This window comes from Nocardia sp. NPDC050435 (assembly GCF_040655395.1).
Lineage (GTDB): Bacteria > Actinomycetota > Actinomycetes > Mycobacteriales > Mycobacteriaceae > Nocardia.
Window position 1 is genome coordinate 598282 of record NZ_JBFAJW010000001.1, and the last position, 19536, is coordinate 617817.

Consider the following 19536-nt stretch of genomic DNA (forward strand, 5'->3'; position numbering starts at 1 on the left):
CGGCGCATGAGCAGTCTGCTGATCAGCGATGTGCGTCCGTGGGGCGGAGAACGCACCGACGTCGTGGTGACCGGCGGCGTCGTCGGTGAGGTCGATTCGGACACCGGCGATCACGCTGTCCTGGACGGCGCGGGCAGGCTGATCGTGCCCGCGCTCTCGGATGTGCACCTGCACCTGGACTCCAGCTGTCTCGGTCTGCCGGTACGGCCCTACACCGGGGCCCCGGGGCGGTGGGGGCGCATCATGAACGACCGGAAGCACTGGCGCACAGCGGAACGCTCCGTCACCGAGCGCGCCACCTTCACCCTGGCGGTCGCGATCGCCAACGGCGCCACACGCATTCGCACGCACGCCCAGGTGGACGCCGATTCCGGATTGGCGAAGTTCGAGGGGGTGTGCGCGGCCCGGGAGCGCTACGCCACGCACGCCGATGTCGAGATCGTCGCGTTCCCGCAGGTGGGCATCTTGCTCGAGCGTGGTGTCGCCGACCTGCTGGACACGGCACTGCGGGCCGGCGCCGATCTGATCGGCGGCATCGATCCGTGCGAGATCGACAGGGACCCGGTTCGGCACCTGGACATCGTGTTCGGCCTCGCCGAACGGCACCAGGTGGGGGTGGATATCCACCTGCACGAGCCCGGTGAGCTCGGCTTGTTCACCATGTCGCTCATCCTGGATCGAGTCGAAGCGCTGGACATGGGCGGCCGGGTGACGATCTCGCACGCCCGCGCGCTGTGCGGCGGACTGCCCGGCGTGCCCGCGATGATCGCCCGGCTCGCTGCCGCCGACGTGGCGATCACGCACGCGGCGGGCGCACGTGGCTGGGAACTGCCGCTGTTGGAGCTGGCCGCCGCCGGCGTGCGGGTCGGGGTCGGCATGGACGGTCAGCGCGACTACTGGTCGCCCTATGGCAACGGCGACATGCTCGACCGCGCTTGGCAATTGGCGTTCACGAACGGGTTCGCCGGCGACCCGGAGATCGAACACGCCTTGGCGATCGCCACCTGGGGCGGGGCGAGTGTCCTGGATCGCGGATTGCGCCCGCTCGATCGGCTCGGACTGCGGCCGGGATTCGCGCCGGGCGATCCGGCGGAGTTCGTGCTGCTCGATTCGGCCGGTCCGACCGCGGCGGTGATGGATCGGCCCGCCGCGCGAACCGTCGTCCACCACGGGAGGGTGATATCGGTTGACACCGCCCTGGACGGGTTCGAACTGCCCGGGGCCGGAGCCCGTCATGCGTAGTCGTCTTCGCGCCGATCATGTGCTCGGTCACGAGGCGGGTGAGCATGTGCTGCTCGCCGACGGTGAGGTGGTGGTCGAGGGCCGGCGCATCGTTTTCGTGGGCCCCCGCGGCGCGGGCCCCGCCGCCGACGAGACCGTCGAGCTGGGGCGAGCCCTGCTGCTGCCGGGCCTGATCGATCTCGACGCGCTCACCGACATCGATCACACGCTGCTCGATTCGTGGCAGGCACCCGAACTCGGCGCGGGCCTGCAGTGGTCTCGTGAGTATGCCGAGTGTCGGCGCCGGGCGGTCTTCGACGCCGAGGAGCGGGCCTTCATCCGTGAGTACGGGTTCCTCCAGTTGCTGCGGCACGGCGTCACGACCGCCATGCCGATCGCCTCGGAGGTGCACAGCGACTGGGCCGAGACCTACGACGACGCGGTCGCCATGGCCGAGATCGCCGAGCGGCTGGGCCTGCGCGTCTATCTGGGACCCAGCTATCGGTCCGCGGTCAACGTGGTCGACGACGACGGCGGCCGGTCGCTGTACTGGAACGAGGCGCTGGGCCGGCGCGGCTTCGAGGACGCCGCGCGGTTTCTGGACTGGGCGGGGAAGCGGGGCTCGGAGCTCGTACACGGCGCATTGCTGCCCTGCCGGATCGAGACGCTCAGCGAAGAACTGCTGCGTCGCACTGCGGCTCTGGCCGCGGAGACCGGAGTCCCGGTTCGGCTGCACGCGCTGCAAGGACTGCTCGAACGCGACCTCGTCGTCCAGAGGTTCGGAGCACCACCGCTCGAGGTGCTGCGGCGCACCGGCCTGCTGGGGCCGAATCTGCTGCTGCCGCACGGGATCTACGTCGATACCCATCCTCGGGTCGACGGCGGCACCGAGGAAGACATCGCCGTGCTCGCGGCCGCGGGGGTGACGATCGTGCACTGCCCGCTGACTTCGGCGCGGCACGGGTCGGCGCTGGACAGTTTCCAGCGGTACCGAGCGGACGGTGTGCGCATTTCGCTCGGCACCGACTCATTTCCACCCGATCTGGTGCGCGGTATCGACACCGGCGTGACCGTTGCCAAGATCCTCGCGCACCGAACGGACGCGGCGACCTACGCCGACTATCTGACAGCCGCCACCCTCGGTGGCGCCGCGGCGCTGGGCCGTGCGGATCTGGGCAGGCTCGAGGCAGGCGCCACCGCCGACCTCGTCGCCTTCCGGCTCGACGACCCGCTGGACGGCGTTCTGGACGATCCGGTGCGCACGCTCTGCATGAACAGCACGGGGCGCGCCGCGACGTTCTCGATGATTGCCGGCCGGGTCATCATGCGCGACGGCGTACTACCGGGATTCGATCACCCCGCGCGGACCCGGCGTGCGCAGTCGCTGTTCGAACGCATGCGCGCGGCGTACTCCGAACGGGACTATCGGCGGCGCGGTCCGGACGAGCTTTTTCCGAGCTCGTTCCGGAAGATCGCCGCCGGCAGCGTCACGGAATGAGGGCCAGCTGCCGGGACTGGGCGACCAGGGCCCCGGTGCTGTCCCAGATGTCGAAGTCCTCCTCGTGGAAGCCGTCGATCAGGTAGTTGGTGCGGACCCGGCAGCGCAGCCAGCCCGGGGCGGGCCGGCGGCGGATGTGCACGGTCAGCTCGATGGTGGAGGAGCCGGGGACGCCGAGGTCCATGACGACCGGGGCGGCCGCGTCCACCAGCAGGGCCAGCGCGATCGGATCGGCGTCGCGCCCGTCGGTGAACCGGCACCAGAAATCGGCCGCGCTGGTTCCGCCCGGGTTGCCCCGCCAGAAGCCGGGCAGCTCGGGCATCCGGAACTCCACCCGCTCGGCGATGGTCGCCGCGCCGACCGCGCCGAGCCCGGCGAGCGGGTCGACGCACTCCTCGGGCGCGGGCAGCTCCGGCGCGTCCGCGCGCTCGGCCGTCCGCCCCTCGGCCTGCCCCAGATCGGTGAAAGTCGCCAGCACCCGGACGATCTCGCGCTCCTCGCGCGTGAGCACCGCGGCCCCGGTCGCGGTCCGCCGCCCGATCCGCGCCACCTCGGTCGCGATCCGCGCCGGACCCAGCACCCCCGGCCGCAGGAAGTGCGCCGACGCCGACAACAGATCCGGCTGCGGAATCTCCTGCCGCAACGCCTGCAAACACGTCGCCAGCAGATACCCGCCGTTCGCGGTCCCCCCGAACGTGGTCCACCGCTCGGACAGCTCCAGCCCGAACTCGTGCTCACCCACCCGCTCGCTCGCGGTGTCGGTATCGAACGCGAAGGGCACAGTCGTCGTCATCCGCCACTTCCTTTCACTCGCTCACGATCTTTCCCGCCCCCACCGCCCCGTGTCGATTACTCCGCGGGTAATCGTCAGTGCGCGAGCTTCAGGCCGACGACGCCGGAGACGATCATCAGCAGGAACACGACTTTGAGCAGGGAGAGGGGTTCTTCGCCGGTGGCCATGGCGTAGACGACGGTGAGCACGGCGCCGATGCCGACCCAGACCGCGTAGGCGGTGCCGACGGGGAGGTCGCGCATGGCGAACGCGAGGCCGGTCATGCTGCCGATCAGGGCGACGGCGAAGACCAGGGAAGGGACGAGTTTGCTGAACGCCTCGGATTTGCCGAGGGCGGTCGCCCAGACGGCTTCGAGCACTCCGGAGAGCGCGAGAACGATCCACGACATGACGGGCCTCCTGGGCCGTCTTGTCGCACACCGGGTACAGCACCCCTCGTCCGGAAGCCTTGTTTCAGGCTTGTTACCAAGTTCGCACAACCGGGCGAGGGTGGCAATGTCAGACCGGTCACCCGCCGCGCGGCAGGGGTGCGCTGAGTTCGCGGAGCGCGGCGAGGAACAGCTCGTCCATGCGGGGGCTCAATTCGGCGAGGGTCCGCGCGCCCGCGTGCCCGGCGGAGCCGAAGACGCGGGCGAGTTCGGCGGCGGGTGTGGTCGCGCCGATGGACAGGCACAGGCAGGCCACGCCGTCGAGCCGGAGTTCCTCGAGCGCCTTGTTGGCGTCGGCTTCCGCGTAGCGGCCCTCGTAGCCGTCGTCGTAGGGCACGCCGTCGGAAAGCACGATGAGCAAACGGTTCTGGGTACCCGCCTCGGCTTTCAGGATTTCGCCCGCACCGCGGATGCCCGCCCCGAGCCGGGTGTAGTTCGAGGGTTCCAGCTGGTGCAGCCGGGCCCGGCCGAGCGCGCCGAAACGCTGGTCGAAGGTCTTGATCGCCGGGAGGTGCACCGCGTGCCGCCCCTGGGAGCGGAAGGCGTACACCGCGACGCGGTCGCCGAGCTCCTCGAGCGTGGCGGCCAGGGTGGCGGCCGCCCGCCGCTGGTGCTCGTGCACGGTGTGACCGTCCGGATCGGTGTCGGTGGCCGAGCCGGAGGCGTCGAGCAGGATGAGCACGCCGAGGTTTCGGGCGAGTTTGCGATGCTCCAGGTAGACGTGTTCCGGCGGCGAGTAGCCCGACCGCAGGTCGGTGCACAGCTCGATGAGCGCCTCGATGTCGAGGTCGTCGCCGTCGGGCCGGCGGCGTAAGACCTTGGGGCCCAGGCCGACCCGGGCCAGGCGGCGCCGCAGCACGTCGTCGTGGGCGACACCGGCGGCCCCGAGATCCGCGGGCACCGTCAGGGGGAAGTCGAGCACCCGGCACCACTCGGCCCGATACCGGTTGTCGTGTACGTCCCACTCCGGGTAGAGCGCCCCGCCGACCCCGGCCGCCGCTCCGGGCCGGTCCTCGGTGAACCGGATCCGCGTGGGCAGCGGCCGTGCCTCGGGCCCGACCATGCGCGCCCGCCGCACCGACCGCATCCGCGCGTCCCCGCCCGCCGCGCCGTCGCCGGCCGATCGCGCGCCGCCGAGCCGTTTGCGAAGCTGATCCAGCAGCGCCTGGGACCCGAACAGTGGGTTCTCGAACAGTTTCAGGATCTTGCTCTCCCCGGACTGCTCGCCGTCGTCCTCGTCCTCGGGCACGTCGAGCAGATCGAATTCCAGGCGCAGTTCCGCGGCGGTGGCCCGGGTGCCGGGCCCCGTCGCCGGACCCAGCAGGCGGGCCGGGTGGATGACGCCGAACCACGGCGGCGGATCGTCGACTTTCGCCCGGCCCCTGGCCTTGTCGAGTGCTTCGCCGGTGCTCGCCGGAACGTCGCCCGCCGCGGTGAGCGTCGTCGCGGCGAGCGGAACTCGCGGCGCGAGTTCGGTGAGCACGCGCCGTCCCTCCAGCGCCAGATAGCGCCGCGCGATCGCGGGCCGGCCGCGTAAGGCCTTGACCCACCGCTGATCCAGGCTGCCCGCGCCCAGCAGGGCGGCCTGGACCAGCAGCTCCCGTCGCTGCGTCTCGGCGGTGGCCGCCGCCGAGACGAAGACGACCTGACCGTTCGTGTGCGCGGCCGCTCCGGCCGCGGCCTCGGCGACACCCACCGACCGGCCCGCCACGAAGGTGGCGAGCAGCCGGAACCGCTCGACCCCGCTCATGGCTGGAGCAGCACGGCGTCGACGAGTTCGCCGAGGGCGCGCACGACATCGCGATCGTCGGACAGGACCTGGACCACCGCCGACTGGACCGCCGCGCGCAGGCTCAGCCCGCCGGCCACGAGTCCGCCGGCGAGTATCAGCATGCGCGTGGAGGCGACCTCGCGCAGCGGGGAACCGTCCAGGTTCCGGATGGCGTTGCCCAGCCGCACCAGCGCCGCCGCCGTTTCGGCGTCGACACCGGCCTCGTGCGCGACCACCTCGGTTTCGATTGCGGCGGAAGGGAAACCGAGCTCGATCCCGACGAAACGCTGCCGCGTCGATTCCTTCAGATTCTTCAGCACGCTCTGGTAGCCGGGGTTGTAGGAGATCACCAGCTGGAATCCCGCGGCCGCCCGCAGCGTGGTGCCGAGGCGATCGACGGGCAGTTCGCGGCGGTGATCGGCGAGCGGATGGATGACCACGGTGGTGTCCTGGCGCGCTTCCACCACCTCGTCGAGGTAGCAGATCGCGCCCGCGCGCACGGCCCGGGTCAGCGGTCCGTCGACCCAGACCGTTTCCCCGCCTTTGAGCAGGAATCGGCCGACGAGATCGGCCGAGGTCATGTCCTCGTGGCCCGCGATGGTGATCAGTTCACGGCCGAGTTCGTCGGCCATGGCCTCCACGAAGCGGGTCTTGCCGCAGCCGGTGGGCCCCTTCAGCAGGACGGGCAGGCCGCGGCGGGCCGCCGCGCGGAAGACCTCCACCTCGTCGCCGACGGCCTGATAGAAGGGCGCCGTCTCCCACTCCACGGGAACGGTGGCGCCGGATTCGGCCGGGACGGCGGTGTCGGTTCGACTGGTCAGCATCTCAGTTTCCTCGGTCGAAGGGAACGATTTTCGGGAGCTCGGCGCCGTCCGGCAGCACGAGCCGGCCGTCGGGATCGATGTAGCCGGTGTCCTTGCCGGGCATCGGCAGGGCGGGGTCGGGGCAGAGCCGCCCGGTGCCCTCACCGCAGATGCCCATGTCGAAGTACGAGCGCTTCTGGATATCGGCCGGCCACGGGTCGGCGTGCATGGCGAACCACTGGGCCGGGATGTTGTAGCAGACGAAGAAGAAGACGCTGCACGCCGCGAAAATGGCGAGGAACCGGGTGAATTGCTGCCGCACGAACCCGCCCTGGATATGTTCGAGTCCGCGTTCGACGAAGGTGCGGCCGCGATCGTCGGTGAAGTAGCGCAGCGAGCACAGCCCGGCCTGCACACCGCCCCACATCAGGCCCTCGTAGAGCGGCCACTGATAGTAGGTGCCCGCGTTGATGGACAGCGATTGGATCGCGCCCGGATAGGTGAACAGCCCCATCGGCATCAGGAACAGGCCCTCGATGACGAAGTCGAAGAAGAACGTCCAGACCAGCAGGACCCCGATCAATCCCTTGTTGCTGATGGTGGGCCATTTCGCCTTGGCCTTGCGCATGATCCAGCAGCCCAGGATGGTGCACAGCAGGATGCCGTAGGAGTAGCCGGGCGCGTTCATCAGGATGGGCTCGGCCATCATCGCGCCGGGTTCGCCGAAGGACCGCCAGCCCGGCACGTCGAGCACCCAGGAACCCCGGTTGAACATCCAGGTGTTGTAGGTGCTCCACGTGTTGAAGTAGTTGAGCAGCGGGTCCTGGAAGAACAGCAGCCCGCAGGCCACCAGCAGCATGCCGTCCAGGGTGATCCGGCGTTCGCGCCGCCAGGGCCGGACGAGGAAGTAGTAGATGCCGACCGGGAGACCGGCCACGATGACGACCGTCCACACGATGAGGATCGTCTTCATCAGGGTCGGGGGATCGCTGGGGCCGGTGGGCACCCGCTCGAAGTTGGGGCCGGTGAGCCAGCGGATCCAGACGTAGAGCTGGAAGGCCAGGATCAGCCCGCCCAGGATCGCCCAGATCCGGATCGGTGTGCTCTTCGCCGTGACTCGGCTACCCAGCGAAGCGGTTTCGCCGAGCGGCTCGGTGACGTAGGGGGTGCTCTTCTTGCTCGACAGTTCCGCCATGAAACTGCCTCCTTCGGAATCGAGGTAGTACGTCGCCCGCTCAACCGCGTGGACACGGGATGCGAATCGGCGATCAGTACGCCGCCAATATACCAACGGGTATCTGAGAGACCAATAGGATTCTGAGATTCTTTTGTTAGACTCGCGGCATGGTGGAGCGCTGGACCGCGGAGCGACGACTGGCGCACACGCGCTCTCTGCTGCTCGACGCCGCGGAGGCGGTATTCGCCGAGAAGGGTTTCACCGCAGCCACTCTCGACGACATCGCGCACACCGCCGGCTACACCAAGGGCGCGATCTACAAGCACTTCGCCACCAAGGAGGATCTCTTCCTCGCGGTGAGTGACCGGTACTGGCGGCGCTACTTCGACACCTTCGCCGAGTTGCTGTCGGCGGTGCGGGAGGTGGGCGCGCGCGAACTCGACGACATCGCCCAGCGGTGGCGCCTGCTCGGCGACGATCGCGGCGCCGAGCAGGCCGCCCTGGGCCACGAGTTCACGCTGTATCTGCTGCGCAATCCCGAAGTGCGCGAACGGGTCGCGACCAAACGGCTGGAAGTGGTCGAGGAACTGGCGGAGTTCATCGTCGAGGGCCTGGGCCGCCTCGGCGGCACCCTGCTGATCCCGCCGCTCACCTTCGCGCACGTGCTCATCGCGACGTGCGATTCGGTGGTCCTGGGCAGCCGGCTCAACGACATCGATCTGTATCGGCCGACTCTCGAGATGTATCTGTCGGTCATCAAACTGCCCGGCGCGGCCGCGGCGAGCTGACTCGCCTAGACCGGGTCGAAGGCCGAAATCAGCCAGGAACCCTCGACTTCGGTGAGCGTGACCCGCACGCTGCTGGCCGTCATGGCCGGTTCGGGTTTGTCGGTGCTGGTGGTCGTCTGATTGAGGAACACCAGCACCGTCGCCGCGTGCGCGTGCAGCTCCGAGACCGCCGCGCGCACGATCACCGCGCTGGTCCGTACCGATTTCGCCTTGGCGGCCGGTGCGACGACCTGGTCGGTGAACTGGCTGTAGTAGGTCAGGAAGTCACCGGTGAGATGGGATCTGGCCGTGGCGAAGTCGCGGTCGAGGGTGTCGGGGGCGTAGGACAGCAGCGCGAGGGTGCCGTCTTTCGCGGCGGTCAGCGCGGCCTGGGAACCGGTGTCGCCGGCGCGGCGGTCGGGCAGATACTGCGTCCAGAACAGCGTCGCCGCGGCGAGGACGGCCGCGAGGGTCAGCACGGTCAGTGCGCCCGGTGCGGTGCGCGGGGAACGGAGGGCGCGGCCGAGCCGCGCGCGGGTGCTGGTGCTCACGGTACGAACTCGACTTTCGAAATCTTGAGCTGGTCGCCGACTCGGGACACGGTCACGCTGAGCCGCCAGACTCGCGGCTCCTGTTGCGCGCCCGCGGCATTGGTGATGCGCGAGGTCGCGGCGACCAGGACCACGGCGGTGTCGTCGGTCATCGACTCCACCGCGCTGGCGTTGACCCTGCCCTCGGTGGTGACCTGCGATTGCTGCACCACCTTGGTGAAATCCTCGGCGCGGCCCCGGAAGTCGTCGTGGAAGGCGCCCGCCGAATTGTCCAGGACCCGCTGCACGTCTTCCTTGGCGTGATTGAAATCCAGTGAGGTCAGCGCGACGACGCCCTGCCGCGCCGCCGCGGTGAACTCCGCCGCGCGGCGGTCCTGCTGGGTGAGTTCGCGGTGCTGCCACAGCGTGTAGCCGCAGACGCCCGCCGAGGCGACGAGCAGGACGAGTGCCACGGCGATCCAGGCGAGCCGCCGTGGCCGGGCCTGCGCGACCCGGGTGCGCAGGCGGTGTACCAGCGCGGCGGGCTCCGAGGGTTCCTCGGATTCCGCCGCACCGGCATCGGCGTCTTCCGGCTCCGGGTCGCGGTCCGATTCGGTCTCGGGCGCCGCCGCGGCGGCCTCGGCGCGCCGGCGCAGCCGGCCGGCGTGCGCCCGAGCCCGGGCCGCGGCGGCCAGTGCGGCGGCTTCGCGCGCGGCGGCTTCGGCCTCGTCGGCGGCCGCCTGTGCTTCCTCCGCGGCCAGCCGCAGGGCCTGCACGTCGGTGCTGCCGCGGACGCGCGGCGCGGATTCGAGCTCGGTGTCTGGATCAGCCAGATCCTTCATGGCACTTCCACATCCGTCGCGTTGTCGATTGCGAGAACGACGTTATCAGCACTTGTGGGAATCCACCTCGAAAGCCGGGGAATCATGCCACCTTTGATAGTGAGGACTGCGGAAATAAGACTTTCCAGCTAGGAGAGCGGCGCAGGGTCGATGCCGCCGAGCCGGTCTGACACGTTGCTATTTCGGACCTTCCGTCCGTCTTTCCGAGGGTGATCCTACGAATGAGCGAGTATTGCATTACCTGTTTTCGCATGTAAGCTTCGTCATAGATGAGAATCACATTTTCACTCTAGTGGGAGGCCGGTAAGCACATGGCGCCCAGCGTCGCGGGCTGGTCCCGGCGCAGCTCAGGAGTCCTGCGGACGGTCGGCGGTTTGTTCGCGATGTCGGCGGACGCCGTCCGATTCGCCTTCCGTCGTCCGTTCCAGACTCGCGAATTCCTGGAGCAGTCCTGGTTCATCGTCCGGGTGTCGATGCTGCCGACCCTGCTGGTGGCCATCCCGTTCACGGTCCTGGTCAGCTTCACTCTCAACATCCTGCTGCGTGAACTCGGCGCGGCGGACCTCAGCGGCGCGGGCGCGGCCTTCGGGGCGGTGACCCAGGTCGGCCCCATGGTGACCGTCCTGATCGTGGCCGGCTCGGGTGCCACCGCCATGTGCGCGGACCTGGGCTCACGCACCATCCGCGAGGAGATCGACGCGATGCAGGTGCTGGGCATCGATCCGGTGCAGCGACTGGTCACCCCGCGCATGCTCGCCTCCGGCCTGGTGGCGTTCCTGCTGAACAACCTGGTCTGCATCATCGGCATCCTGGGCGGCTACACCTTTTCGGTCTTCGTCCAGGACGTCAATCCCGGCGCCTTCGCCGCCGGGATCACCCTGCTCACCGGCGTCGGCGAAGTCGTCATCTCCTCGGTCAAGGCGCTGCTGTTCGGCGTGGTCGCGGGGCTGGTCGCCTGCTACCGGGGATTGATCGTGACCGGCGGCGCGAAATCGGTGGGCAACGCGGTCAACGAGACCGTGGTCTACGCCTTCATGTCGCTGTTCGTCATCAACGTCGTCGTCACCGCCATCGGCATCCAGGTGACGGCGCGGTGAGGAGCCCGAGATGACCATCGCAGCCAGATATCCGCGCACCGTGCGCCGCCTGCGCCGTCCGGTGACGAGCCTGAGCGGCGTCGGGGACCACACGCTGTTCTATGTCAAAGCGCTGACCCGCGCGCCCTTCGCGGCGGTGCGCTACCGCCGCGAGACGATCCGCCTGATCGCCGAGATCAGCATGGGCGCAGGCGCTTTGGCGGTGTTCGGCGGCACCGTCGTGATCGTCGGATTCCTCACCCTGGCCACCGGCGGCACGCTGGCGGTGCAGGGCTACAGCTCGCTGGGCAATATCGGCATCGAGGCGCTCACCGGCTTCCTGTCGGCGTTCATCAACGTGCGGATCTCCGCACCGGTGGTCGCGGGCATCGGCCTCGCGGCGACCTTCGGGGCCGGGGCCACCGCGCAGCTGGGCGCCATGCGGATCAACGAGGAGATCGACGCGCTGGAATCGCTGGCCATCGAGCCGATCACCTATCTGGTCGGCACCCGGATCGTGGCGGGAATGATCGCGATCACGCCGTTGTACGCACTGGCGGTCATCGCCTCGTTCGTCGCCAGCCGGTTCACAACGGTGTTCCTGCTCGGTCAGTCCGCCGGGCTCTACGACCACTATTTCTCGACCTTTCTCAACCCGATCGATCTGATCTGGTCCTTCGGGCAGGCCGTGCTGATGGCCCTGGCGATCCTGTTGATCCACACCTACTTCGGGTTCTTCGCCAGCGGCGGGCCCTCCGGGGTGGGCACCGCGGTGGGCAACGCGGTGCGGACCTCACTGATCGCGGTCGTGTCGATCACGCTGCTGGTGTCGCTGGCGGTGTACGGCGCGAACGGCAATTTCCATCTGTCCGGCTAGGGGAAACCGTGATATCGAAGCTCTTGCGTCCCGTGGTGGGCCTGCTCTCCCTCGGGGTGATCGTGGCGCTGGTCGCCGGTGCGGTCGGCCTGTTCCGCGGCGGTCTCGCCGATACCGTCGCGGTGACCGTGCTCTCGGGCCGCGCGGGCCTGGTGATGTATCCCGACGCGAAGGTGCAGATGCGCGGCGTCACGGTCGGGAAGGTGGCCGCCATCGACGAGCGCCCGGACGGGCTCGCGGCGATCACACTGGCCATCGACGCGGATCAGTTGCCGAGGATTCCCGCCGACGTCACGGTCGACATCGCCGCCACGACGGTGTTCGGCGCCAAGTTCGTGCAGCTGATTCCGCCCGAACGTCCCGCCGCCGGCGCGCTCACCGCCGGGCAGGTCTTCGACGCCGAGCAGGTGACCGTCGAGATCAATACGGTGTTCCAGCAGCTCACCCAGGTGCTCGGGCGCATCGAACCGGAGAAGCTGAATCAGACGCTGGGCGCCATCGCGGCCGCCACCGAGGGGCGTGGTGACCGGACCGGGCGCATGCTCACCGATCTGGAAGCGTTTCTGGCCCAGGTGGAATCGGCGTTGCCCGCGCTCGAGCGCGATCTGACCCTGGCGCCCCAGGTGGTCGAGGCCTACGCCGATTCCGCGCCCGCCCTGCTCGATCTCGCGGGCGACCTCACCCGTCTCAGTGGGACCGTGGTCGAGGAGCAGCACAACCTGGACGCGTTGCTGACCGGTCTGATCGGCCTGTCCGACACCGGAACCCAGGTGCTCGGCGGCAATCGGGAGGCGCTGGCGACGACCCTGCGCCTGCTGGCGCCCACCACCGGGCTCGCCGCCGATTACCGTGCCGCCCTGCACTGTTCGGTGGCGGGCCTGGCCCGGCTGGCCACGCTACCGCCGGCCGAGCACGAGGGCGTGGCCATCTCGGCCAACTTCCTCTTCGGCACCCACCCCTACCGGTATCCCCAGGATCTGCCCGAGGTGGCGGCCTCGGGCGGGCCGCAGTGCTCGGTGCTGCCGGTGCCCTACGAGGGGCGCCCGAAGTTCGTGGTCGCCGATGTCGGCGCCAATCCGTTCGAGCGAGGAGACCAGGACGTGACGCTCAACGCGGCATCGCTGCAACAGATCCTGTTCGGTGCGGGCGGCGTCCGATGAACGCGCAGCGCAACGGCCCGCTGATCAAGTTCGGCGTCTTCGCGGCGGTGATGCTGGTGCTGTCCGGCGTGCTGCTCGTCGTGTTCAGCAACTACCGCTCCGGCTCGGCCGACGTATACGCAGCGGACTTCACCGATTCCTCGGGCCTGCGCGCGGGCGACACCGTCCGAATCGCCGGCGTGCGGGTGGGCACGGTCCGCGACGTCCGGCTGCGCGCCGACCATCAGGTGACGGTCGAGTTCGAGGCCGACCGCGGCATCGTGCTCACCCACGGCACCCGCGCCGCGATCCGCTATCTCAACCTGGTGGGGGACCGGTACCTGGAGCTCGGCGAGGGCCCGGGCTCGACCGAGATCCTGCGCCCCGGCGCCCGCATCCCGGCCGAGAGAACCATGCCCGCACTGGATCTCGACCTGCTGCTGGGCGGCCTGAAACCGGTGATCCAGGGGCTGAACGCCCGCGACGTGAACACCTTCACCTGGTCGCTGCTCGAGATCCTGCAGGGCAAGGAGGGCACGATGGATTCCCTGCTCGCACGCACCGGCTCGTTCGCCACGACGCTCGCCGAGAACGGCACGGTCATCCAGCAGCTGATCGACAACCTCGACACGGTGCTGCGGACACTCGCGCGCGACGGCGGTCAGTTCGGCACGACCATCGACCGGCTGGAACAGCTGGTGACCCAGCTCGCCCAGGATCGCGACCCGATCGGCGCGGCCGTCACGGCGCTGGAGAACGGCACCGCCTCGGTGGCCGATCTGCTCACCCGGGCCCGGCCGCCGCTGGCGGGCACCGTCGACGAACTCGCCCGCCTCGCACCGGCTCTCGACGCGGACCGCCTGACCCTGGAGCAGGCCTTGCAGCGGGCGCCGGAGAACTTCCGCAAGATGGCCCGCACCGGCACCTACGGCAACTTCATCCAGTACTACCTGTGCTCGCTCACCGTGCGGGTGAACGACCCCTCCGGCGCGGTGGTGGTGCTGCCCGCCGTCACCCAGGACACGGGAAGGTGTGCGCCCTAGCCATGCTCGAATATCGCGGAAGTCACCTGGTTCGCCACGGTCTGGTCGGGATCGTGCTGATCGTGTGCGTGATCCTGATCGGGTTGCAGTCCCAGCGCCTGCTGGAATGGGGCACCACGGTCCGGTACGAGGCGGTCTTCACCGAGGCCGGCGGCCTGCGGGTCGGCGACGACGTGGTCGTCTCGGGCTCGGCGGTCGGCCGGGTCGCGAAGGTGGCCCTGCGCGACGGCGACGCCCGGGTCACCTTCACCCTGGACGCGAAAGTCCGCCTCGGCGAACAGACCTCGGCGCACATCAAGACCGGCTCGCTGCTCGGCAAGCGGGTGCTGACGCTGCTCTCGCAGGGGCCGGGCACCCTGCGCTCGGGCCAGGTGATCCCGGCCGAGCGCACCTCCGCGCCGTATTCGCTGACCGACACCGTCGGCGATCTGACGACCAACGTCTCCGAGATCGACACCGCGGCGCTCGACCAATCCCTGGAACTGCTGTCCTCGACCCTGGACCGGGTCGCGCCCCGGCTGGGCCCGGCCTTCGACGGCCTGAGCGCGCTGTCCCGCTCGATCAACGCGCGCGACACCTCGCTGCGCGATCTGCTCGGGGCCACCGCCGAGGTCAGCGGCATTCTGGCGCAGCGCGGCGATCAGCTCAACGCCCTGCTGCTCAACGGCAACGCGCTGCTGGGCGTGCTCACCGAGCGGCGGCAGGCGATCGTCGATCTGCTCGCCAACACCGCCGCGGTCGCCCGGCAGCTCTCCGGATTGGTCGCCGACAACCAGGCCGAACTCGGGCCCGTCCTGGACCACCTGAACTCGGTGACCGCCATGCTGGAGCGCAACCGGGACAGCATCGCGGCGGCGCTGCCCGGCCTGGTGAAGGTCACGCTGACCCAGGGCGAGATCGTCTCCAGCGGGCCGTTTTACAACGCCTATGTCGCGAATCTCATTCCGGCCGAGGTGATTCAGCCGTTCATCGATCAGGCGTTCGGCATCGTGCCGATGCCGGCTCCGGAGGCGCCCCGATGAGAAGTTCCCGTGTCCGCCGGCTCGGCGCGGCGCTGCTGGCGGTGCTCGTGCTCGCCGCGGCAGCCCTGGTCACCTACCGAACGCTGCTCGCGCCCATGTCGATTCGCGCCGTGTTCAGTTCGGCCACCGCGATCTACGAGGGGGACGAGGTGCGGGTCGCCGGCGTGCGGGTCGGCCGGATCGCCGCCATCGAACCGCACGGCACCACCACCGAGATGGTGCTCGACATCGACCGCGGCGTCCGGATCCCCGCCGAGGCCAAAGCCGTGATCGTGGCGCAGAGCCTGGTCGCGGCGCGCTATGTGCAGCTGACGCCGTCCCATCGGGGCAGCGGCGCGGTCCTGAGTGCGGGGGCGGTGATCCCGCTCGAGCGCACCGCGACGCCGGTCGAATGGGACGAGATCAAGGCCCAATTGACCAGGCTGGCCACCGATCTCGGCCCGGACGCGCTCACCGGCAGCTCCACGGGCCGCTTCATCGACAGCGCCGCGAATGCCCTGGCGGGCAATGGTGAGAAGCTGCGCCGGACGCTGACCCAGCTGTCGGACGTCGGCCGGATCCTGGCGAGCGGCAGCGGCGACATCGTCGACATCATCGAGAACCTGCAGCGGTTCGTCACCGCGTTGCGCGGCAGCAATGTCCAGATCGTCGAATTCCAGAATCGGCTGGCCACCCTGACCAGCCTGCTCGACGACAGCCGATCGGATCTGGACGCGGCGCTGTCGACGCTCGCGGTCGCCGTCGGCGACATCCAGCGGTTCGTGCACGACAACCGGGACCGCGCGAGCGAGCAGGTGCGGCGGCTGGCGAACGTGACACAGAACCTGGTCGACCACCGCCAGGACCTCGAGGAGCTGCTGCACCTGTTCCCGACCAGCCTGGCGAACTTCTACAACATCTACAACCCCGACACCGCCACGGAGGCGGGAGTGTTCGCGCTCAACAACTTCACCAACCCGATCCAGTTCATCTGCGGTGGGATCGCCAGCCTGGAGAACCTCACCGCCGCGCAGTCCGCGGCTCGATGCCACGAGTATCTCGGGCCGTTCCTGCGGCTGCTGGAATTCAACTATCTGCCGGTGGCGGTCAACCCGGTGCTCAGCCCGACCGCGAATCCGGCCAATCTGATCTACACCGAACCCCACCTCGTTCCCCAGGTCGTCGACACCCAGGCACAGGCCCCGACCCTGCCCAGCCTGGTCGACATCCTCTTTCCCGGCGGAGGCCGCTGAGATGACCGAGACCCGCCCATCGCGCCGGCGCGTACTGCCCCTACTCGGCCTCGCCGCGATCCTCGCCGTCCCCGGCTGCGGTTGGCAGGGCGTGAATTCCCTGCCGCTGCCCGGCGCGATCGGCCGCGAACCGGGCGCCACGGTCATCCACGTGGAAATGGCGAATATCGGTACCCTGGTGTCGAATTCGCCGGTCATGATCGACGACGTGGTGGTCGGCAGCGTCGGTGCGATCACCCTGCGGGGCTGGCACGCCGAGGTCGAGGTCGCGGTCCGCCCGGGCACCGTCGTGCCGGCGAACGCGGTCGCGGCGATCGGGCAGACGAGCCTGCTGGGCTCGAGTCATCTGGCGCTGAACACCCCGCCCGGCGTCGCGCCCGCGGGGCAACTGGCCGGTGGCGCGATCATCCCGCTCAGCTCCGCGTCGACCTACCCGTCCACCGAGCAGACCCTCGCCGCGATCTCGGTGGTGGTCAACGGCGGCGGGCTCGGCCAGGTCGGTGACATCATCCACGGCCTGAACGAGGCGTTCACCGGGCGCCAGGACACGATCGCGGCGTTGCTGACCCGGCTGGACGCGCTGATGGGCACCCTGGACGGGCAGCGGGCGGCCGTCGTCGCCACCATCGGCGGGCTGAACCGGCTGGCCGGAACCTTTGCCGCGCAACGCGATATCGTCACCGACGTCCTGCACAAGCTGCCACCGGCCCTGGACGCGCTGATCGCGGTGCGCCCGACCCTGGTGACGGCGCTGGATCGGCTGCGGACCTTCGGCACGGTCACCGCCGAGGTGGTCGCGCAGGTGCGCGGTGACCTACTCGCCAATCTGGCGAACCTCGAGCCGACCCTGAACGCGCTCGCCGATGTCGGCGACCGGATCGGGGCCGCCGTCGCGTTCGCCACCACCTATCCCTACGGCCAGTACGGCATCGACCACGCGCTCAAGGGCGACTACGTCAATCTGATGGCCACGGTCGACCTGACGATTCCGCGCCTGCGCCGCGAGCTGTTGCTCGGCACGCCCTGGGGTGATCCGACCGCGGTGATCCAGGCGGCCGTGGGCGATCCGGGCTACGCCGCGCAGACCAGGAACCCGCTGGGCGTCGCGATCGAACCGTCACCGCCGAGCCCCGGAGGCCGCTGATGCTGCTCACGCGATTCGTCCGCACCCAGCTGACCATCTTCGCGATCCTGTCCGTCCTCGGGCTGGCGGTGATGGCTACCGTCTATATGCGGCTGCCGACGCTGGCGGGGGTGGGCAGCTACACCGTGACGGTCGAGCTGCCCGCCGCGGGCGGTCTCTACCGATTCGGCAATGTCACCTATCGCGGCGTCGAGATCGGCAAGGTCACCGGCGTCGAGCTCACCGAGGACGGCGTGCGCGCCACGCTGGCGATCAGCGCGTCCTGGCCGATCCCGGCCGCGGTGGAGGCACGGGTGCGCAGCGTCTCGGCGGTCGGTGAACAGTACGTCGACCTGCGCCCGCGCAGCGATTCGCCGCCCTATCTGTCCGAGGGGTCGGTGATCGCGCGGCGCGACACCGCGATTCCGCAGCCGGTCGGTCCGATGCTGGACAGTCTCAGTGCGCTGGTCGGCACCATCCCGCAGGACCAGCTGCAGGATCTGCTCGGCGAGCTGTTCCAGGGCGTGAACGGCGCTGGCCACGAGCTGGATTCACTGCTGGCCTCGGCGGGGACGCTGGCCGCCGACCTGAACGGGGCCGGTGCGGCCGCCCGCGCCCTGGTGGAAGACGCTGTGCCCCTGCTGGATTCGCAGGCGCGCACTGCCGACGCGATCCGGATCTGGACCCGCAGCCTCTCCGGCGTCGCCGCGCAGCTGGTGGCCGACGACCCGCAGCTGCGCACCCTGCTGCACACCGGGCCCGGCGCGGCGCGCGATGTCGCTCAGCTGCTGGACTCGGTGCGCCTGACCCTGCCGGTGCTGCTGGCCAACCTGTCCAGCGTGGGCCAGCTCGGGGTGACCTATCACGCTGCGCTGGAACAGGTCCTGGTGCTGCTGCCGCCCGCGATCTCGATGATCCAGGCCGTCCATCCCACCAACAACGCCTCGGGCTGGGGCCTCGGCGATTTCCGGCTCAGCGGCACCTCCGATCCGCCCGCCTGCACCGTCGGCTTCCTCCCGCCCTCGCAGTGGCGCCTGCCCTCCGACATCACGACCATCGATACGCCGGAGGGGATGTTCTGCAAGCTGCCGCAGGATTCCGAGATCGCCGTGCGCGGCGCGCGGAACTTCCCGTGCCTGGGCAATCCGGGCAAACGCGCGCCGACCGCCGCGCTGTGCAACAGCGACGAGGAGTTCCAGCCGGTGGCCGCCGAGCAGCCCGTGGTCGGGCCGTACCCGCGCGACCCGGGTCTCGAAAACCAGGGCATCCCACCGGATTCCCGCTACGGTCCCGCGCCGCCGGCCGACAACCTGCTCGCGCCCTCGGTCGGCATCGCCCGCTACGACCCGCGGACGGGCAAGTACGTGGGCCCGGACGGTGTGCTCTACGAGCAGACCGATCTGGTCCGGCCCGGCATCGGCGCGTGGAAGGATCTGCTCCCGCATTGACCGGGCCGGGCGGCGGCGGTTTCTCAGGGGGCCGGCCGCCGATCCCCTTCGAGCTCGCGCAGATAGGTCTCGATCAGCTCGACGGCCTCGGCGTGGCAGGTGTCGATGCCGAAGGCCTCCTCCATGCGCAGGAAGCGGGAGATACCGGACATGAGCAGCACCAGGGCGCCCGGAGTGTAGGCCCGGGCGCGCTCGCCGTACCGCTCGAGGATGTCGGTGACCGCGGTCAGTTGAAGGGCGCGAAATCGCCGGGAGGACTCGGTGATTTCGGTGCGGATGGCTTTGCGGTGGTTGGCCAGCGCGACGAACTCCATCGTCAGCGCGGTGCGGGACTGGTCGTGGATGGACTCCCACAGCGCCCACAGCGGCTGCTCGGAGCGCAGCGCGTCGAGCTGGTGCTGATAGCCGAGATCGGCGCCGCGCCGGAACAATTCGACGAACAGCTTGTCCATGTTGCCGAAGTAGTAGTACACCAGCGCGGAATTGGCGCCGGCCAGCGCGGCGATGCGGCGGGTGCTGACCGCGGCGTAGCCCTCCTCGAGCATGATCCGCTCGGCCGCGTCGAGCAGTGCGGCCCGGGTGGTCGCGCTGTCGGTGGCGGCATCGCGCTGGGACTTCATGGGTGGGGCCTCCTGGGTGTCTTGACAGCGGCGAATCCTCTGCCGTATATCTTAATCACTCGCTTAATTAATCACTCGATTAAGGCTCCGGAGCAGGGCATCCTTCCCCGTTCCGGCACCGCGCAG

At 69.6% G+C, this 19536-nt stretch carries 19 protein-coding genes and 1 riboswitch; of the genes, 11 read left to right on the forward strand and 8 right to left on the reverse strand.

Annotation, left to right across the window (positions count from 1 at the left end; translation table 11 throughout):
• The first annotated feature begins 6 nt into the window (after nt 1-6).
• A complete protein-coding gene (locus AB0I43_RS02895; RefSeq protein ID WP_356972755.1) occupies nt 7-1242 on the forward strand; it encodes an amidohydrolase family protein in 1236 nt (411 codons plus the stop codon).
• Nucleotides 1235-2719 (forward strand): chlorohydrolase family protein, encoded by a 1485-nt coding sequence (locus AB0I43_RS02900; protein WP_356972756.1) that lies wholly within the window; start codon nt 1235-1237, stop codon nt 2717-2719. Before AB0I43_RS02895 ends, AB0I43_RS02900 begins: the two co-directional genes overlap by 8 nt.
• On the opposite strand, the gene AB0I43_RS02905 is transcribed toward AB0I43_RS02900, so the two are convergent.
• From AB0I43_RS02905 to AB0I43_RS02925, 5 genes are all read right to left on the reverse strand, one after another.
• A complete protein-coding gene (locus tag AB0I43_RS02905; RefSeq protein WP_356972758.1) occupies nt 2709-3512 on the reverse strand; it encodes a thioesterase family protein in 804 nt (267 codons plus the stop codon). The genes AB0I43_RS02900 and AB0I43_RS02905 overlap by 11 nt on opposite strands.
• Nucleotides 3513-3586: 74 nt before the next feature.
• A complete protein-coding gene (locus AB0I43_RS02910) occupies nt 3587-3901 on the reverse strand; it encodes a multidrug efflux SMR transporter (RefSeq protein ID WP_356972760.1) in 315 nt (104 codons plus the stop codon).
• Between the two features lie 9 nt (nt 3902-3910).
• A riboswitch (guanidine-III (ykkC-III) riboswitch) is annotated at nt 3911-3976 on the reverse strand.
• A 43-nt stretch (nt 3977-4019) separates the two neighbouring features.
• The gene (locus AB0I43_RS02915) at nt 4020-5690 is read right to left on the reverse strand and encodes a VWA domain-containing protein (RefSeq protein ID WP_356972762.1); all 1671 of its coding nucleotides are present in this window, start codon (nt 5688-5690) and stop codon (nt 4020-4022) included.
• Nucleotides 5687-6535, reverse strand: coding sequence for a CbbQ/NirQ/NorQ/GpvN family protein (locus AB0I43_RS02920; RefSeq protein ID WP_356972764.1), 849 nt, complete (start codon nt 6533-6535; stop codon nt 5687-5689). The genes AB0I43_RS02915 and AB0I43_RS02920 overlap by 4 nt, the downstream gene beginning before the upstream one ends.
• A 1-nt stretch (nt 6536) precedes the next feature.
• On the reverse strand, nt 6537-7709 hold the full coding sequence (locus AB0I43_RS02925) for a spirocyclase AveC family protein (RefSeq protein WP_356972765.1): 1173 nt from the start codon (nt 7707-7709) through the stop codon (nt 6537-6539).
• 149 nt (nt 7710-7858) lie between these two features.
• On the opposite strand from AB0I43_RS02925, the gene AB0I43_RS02930 reads away from it, so the two are divergent.
• Nucleotides 7859-8479, forward strand: coding sequence for a helix-turn-helix domain-containing protein (locus tag AB0I43_RS02930; protein WP_356972766.1), 621 nt, complete (start codon nt 7859-7861; stop codon nt 8477-8479).
• Nucleotides 8480-8484: 5 nt separating this feature from the next.
• Here AB0I43_RS02930 and AB0I43_RS02935 read toward each other — a convergent pair whose 3' ends face one another.
• Both AB0I43_RS02935 and AB0I43_RS02940 read right to left on the reverse strand, forming a co-directional pair.
• Nucleotides 8485-9009, reverse strand: coding sequence for a twin-arginine translocation pathway signal (locus AB0I43_RS02935; protein WP_356972768.1), 525 nt, complete (start codon nt 9007-9009; stop codon nt 8485-8487).
• Nucleotides 9006-9830 (reverse strand): hypothetical protein, encoded by an 825-nt coding sequence (locus AB0I43_RS02940; protein ID WP_356972769.1) that lies wholly within the window; start codon nt 9828-9830, stop codon nt 9006-9008. Before AB0I43_RS02940 ends, AB0I43_RS02935 begins: the two co-directional genes overlap by 4 nt.
• Nucleotides 9831-10141: 311 nt before the next feature.
• Between AB0I43_RS02940 and AB0I43_RS02945 the strand changes: the two genes are divergently transcribed.
• The 8 genes from AB0I43_RS02945 to AB0I43_RS02980 are packed head-to-tail and all read left to right on the forward strand — an operon-like array spanning nt 10142 to nt 18790.
• The gene (locus tag AB0I43_RS02945) at nt 10142-10927 is read left to right on the forward strand and encodes an ABC transporter permease (RefSeq protein WP_356972770.1); all 786 of its coding nucleotides are present in this window, start codon (nt 10142-10144) and stop codon (nt 10925-10927) included.
• A gap of 10 nt (nt 10928-10937) precedes the next feature.
• On the forward strand, nt 10938-11783 hold the full coding sequence (locus AB0I43_RS02950; protein WP_356972772.1) for an ABC transporter permease: 846 nt from the start codon (nt 10938-10940) through the stop codon (nt 11781-11783).
• Between the two features lie 8 nt (nt 11784-11791).
• Nucleotides 11792-12943, forward strand: a complete 1152-nt coding sequence (locus AB0I43_RS02955) for an MCE family protein (protein ID WP_356972774.1) — start codon at nt 11792-11794, stop codon at nt 12941-12943.
• Nucleotides 12940-13965, forward strand: coding sequence for an MCE family protein (locus AB0I43_RS02960; RefSeq protein WP_356972775.1), 1026 nt, complete (start codon nt 12940-12942; stop codon nt 13963-13965). The genes AB0I43_RS02955 and AB0I43_RS02960 overlap by 4 nt, the downstream gene beginning before the upstream one ends.
• Before the next feature lie 2 nt (nt 13966-13967).
• Complete coding sequence (locus AB0I43_RS02965; protein WP_356972776.1) at nt 13968-14987, forward strand: MCE family protein; 1020 nt, start codon at nt 13968-13970, stop codon at nt 14985-14987.
• On the forward strand, nt 14984-16219 hold the full coding sequence (locus tag AB0I43_RS02970; protein WP_356972777.1) for an MCE family protein: 1236 nt from the start codon (nt 14984-14986) through the stop codon (nt 16217-16219). The genes AB0I43_RS02965 and AB0I43_RS02970 overlap by 4 nt, the downstream gene beginning before the upstream one ends.
• Nucleotide 16220: 1 nt before the next feature.
• Nucleotides 16221-17363, forward strand: a complete 1143-nt coding sequence (locus tag AB0I43_RS02975) for an MCE family protein (protein ID WP_356972778.1) — start codon at nt 16221-16223, stop codon at nt 17361-17363.
• A gap of 2 nt (nt 17364-17365) precedes the next feature.
• Nucleotides 17366-18790, forward strand: coding sequence for an MlaD family protein (locus tag AB0I43_RS02980; RefSeq protein ID WP_356973132.1), 1425 nt, complete (start codon nt 17366-17368; stop codon nt 18788-18790).
• Between the two features lie 23 nt (nt 18791-18813).
• Here the strand turns inward: AB0I43_RS02980 and AB0I43_RS02985 are convergent, their stop codons facing one another.
• Nucleotides 18814-19410, reverse strand: a complete 597-nt coding sequence (locus tag AB0I43_RS02985; RefSeq protein WP_356972779.1) for a helix-turn-helix domain-containing protein — start codon at nt 19408-19410, stop codon at nt 18814-18816.
• Nucleotides 19411-19536: the final 126 nt, after the last annotated feature.

What these genes read in the sequence shown, in the direction of transcription:
- AB0I43_RS02920 (WP_356972764.1), bottom strand. Translation starts at nt 6,535, where the DNA reads ATGCTGACCAGTCGAACCGACACCGCCGTCCCGGCCGAATCCGGCGCC.
- AB0I43_RS02900 (WP_356972756.1), top strand. Translation starts at nt 1,235, where the DNA reads ATGCGTAGTCGTCTTCGCGCCGATCATGTGCTCGGTCACGAGGCGGGT.
- AB0I43_RS02960 (WP_356972775.1), top strand. Translation starts at nt 12,940, where the DNA reads ATGAACGCGCAGCGCAACGGCCCGCTGATCAAGTTCGGCGTCTTCGCG.
- AB0I43_RS02945 (WP_356972770.1), top strand. Translation starts at nt 10,142, where the DNA reads ATGGCGCCCAGCGTCGCGGGCTGGTCCCGGCGCAGCTCAGGAGTCCTG.
- AB0I43_RS02940 (WP_356972769.1), bottom strand. Translation starts at nt 9,830, where the DNA reads ATGAAGGATCTGGCTGATCCAGACACCGAGCTCGAATCCGCGCCGCGC.
- AB0I43_RS02970 (WP_356972777.1), top strand. Translation starts at nt 14,984, where the DNA reads ATGAGAAGTTCCCGTGTCCGCCGGCTCGGCGCGGCGCTGCTGGCGGTG.
- AB0I43_RS02910 (WP_356972760.1), bottom strand. Translation starts at nt 3,901, where the DNA reads ATGTCGTGGATCGTTCTCGCGCTCTCCGGAGTGCTCGAAGCCGTCTGG.
- AB0I43_RS02905 (WP_356972758.1), bottom strand. Translation starts at nt 3,512, where the DNA reads ATGACGACGACTGTGCCCTTCGCGTTCGATACCGACACCGCGAGCGAG.
- AB0I43_RS02925 (WP_356972765.1), bottom strand. Translation starts at nt 7,709, where the DNA reads ATGGCGGAACTGTCGAGCAAGAAGAGCACCCCCTACGTCACCGAGCCG.
- AB0I43_RS02915 (WP_356972762.1), bottom strand. Translation starts at nt 5,690, where the DNA reads ATGAGCGGGGTCGAGCGGTTCCGGCTGCTCGCCACCTTCGTGGCGGGC.
- AB0I43_RS02965 (WP_356972776.1), top strand. Translation starts at nt 13,968, where the DNA reads ATGCTCGAATATCGCGGAAGTCACCTGGTTCGCCACGGTCTGGTCGGG.
- AB0I43_RS02985 (WP_356972779.1), bottom strand. Translation starts at nt 19,410, where the DNA reads ATGAAGTCCCAGCGCGATGCCGCCACCGACAGCGCGACCACCCGGGCC.
- AB0I43_RS02950 (WP_356972772.1), top strand. Translation starts at nt 10,938, where the DNA reads ATGACCATCGCAGCCAGATATCCGCGCACCGTGCGCCGCCTGCGCCGT.
- AB0I43_RS02895 (WP_356972755.1), top strand. Translation starts at nt 7, where the DNA reads ATGAGCAGTCTGCTGATCAGCGATGTGCGTCCGTGGGGCGGAGAACGC.
- AB0I43_RS02975 (WP_356972778.1), top strand. Translation starts at nt 16,221, where the DNA reads ATGACCGAGACCCGCCCATCGCGCCGGCGCGTACTGCCCCTACTCGGC.
- AB0I43_RS02930 (WP_356972766.1), top strand. Translation starts at nt 7,859, where the DNA reads ATGGTGGAGCGCTGGACCGCGGAGCGACGACTGGCGCACACGCGCTCT.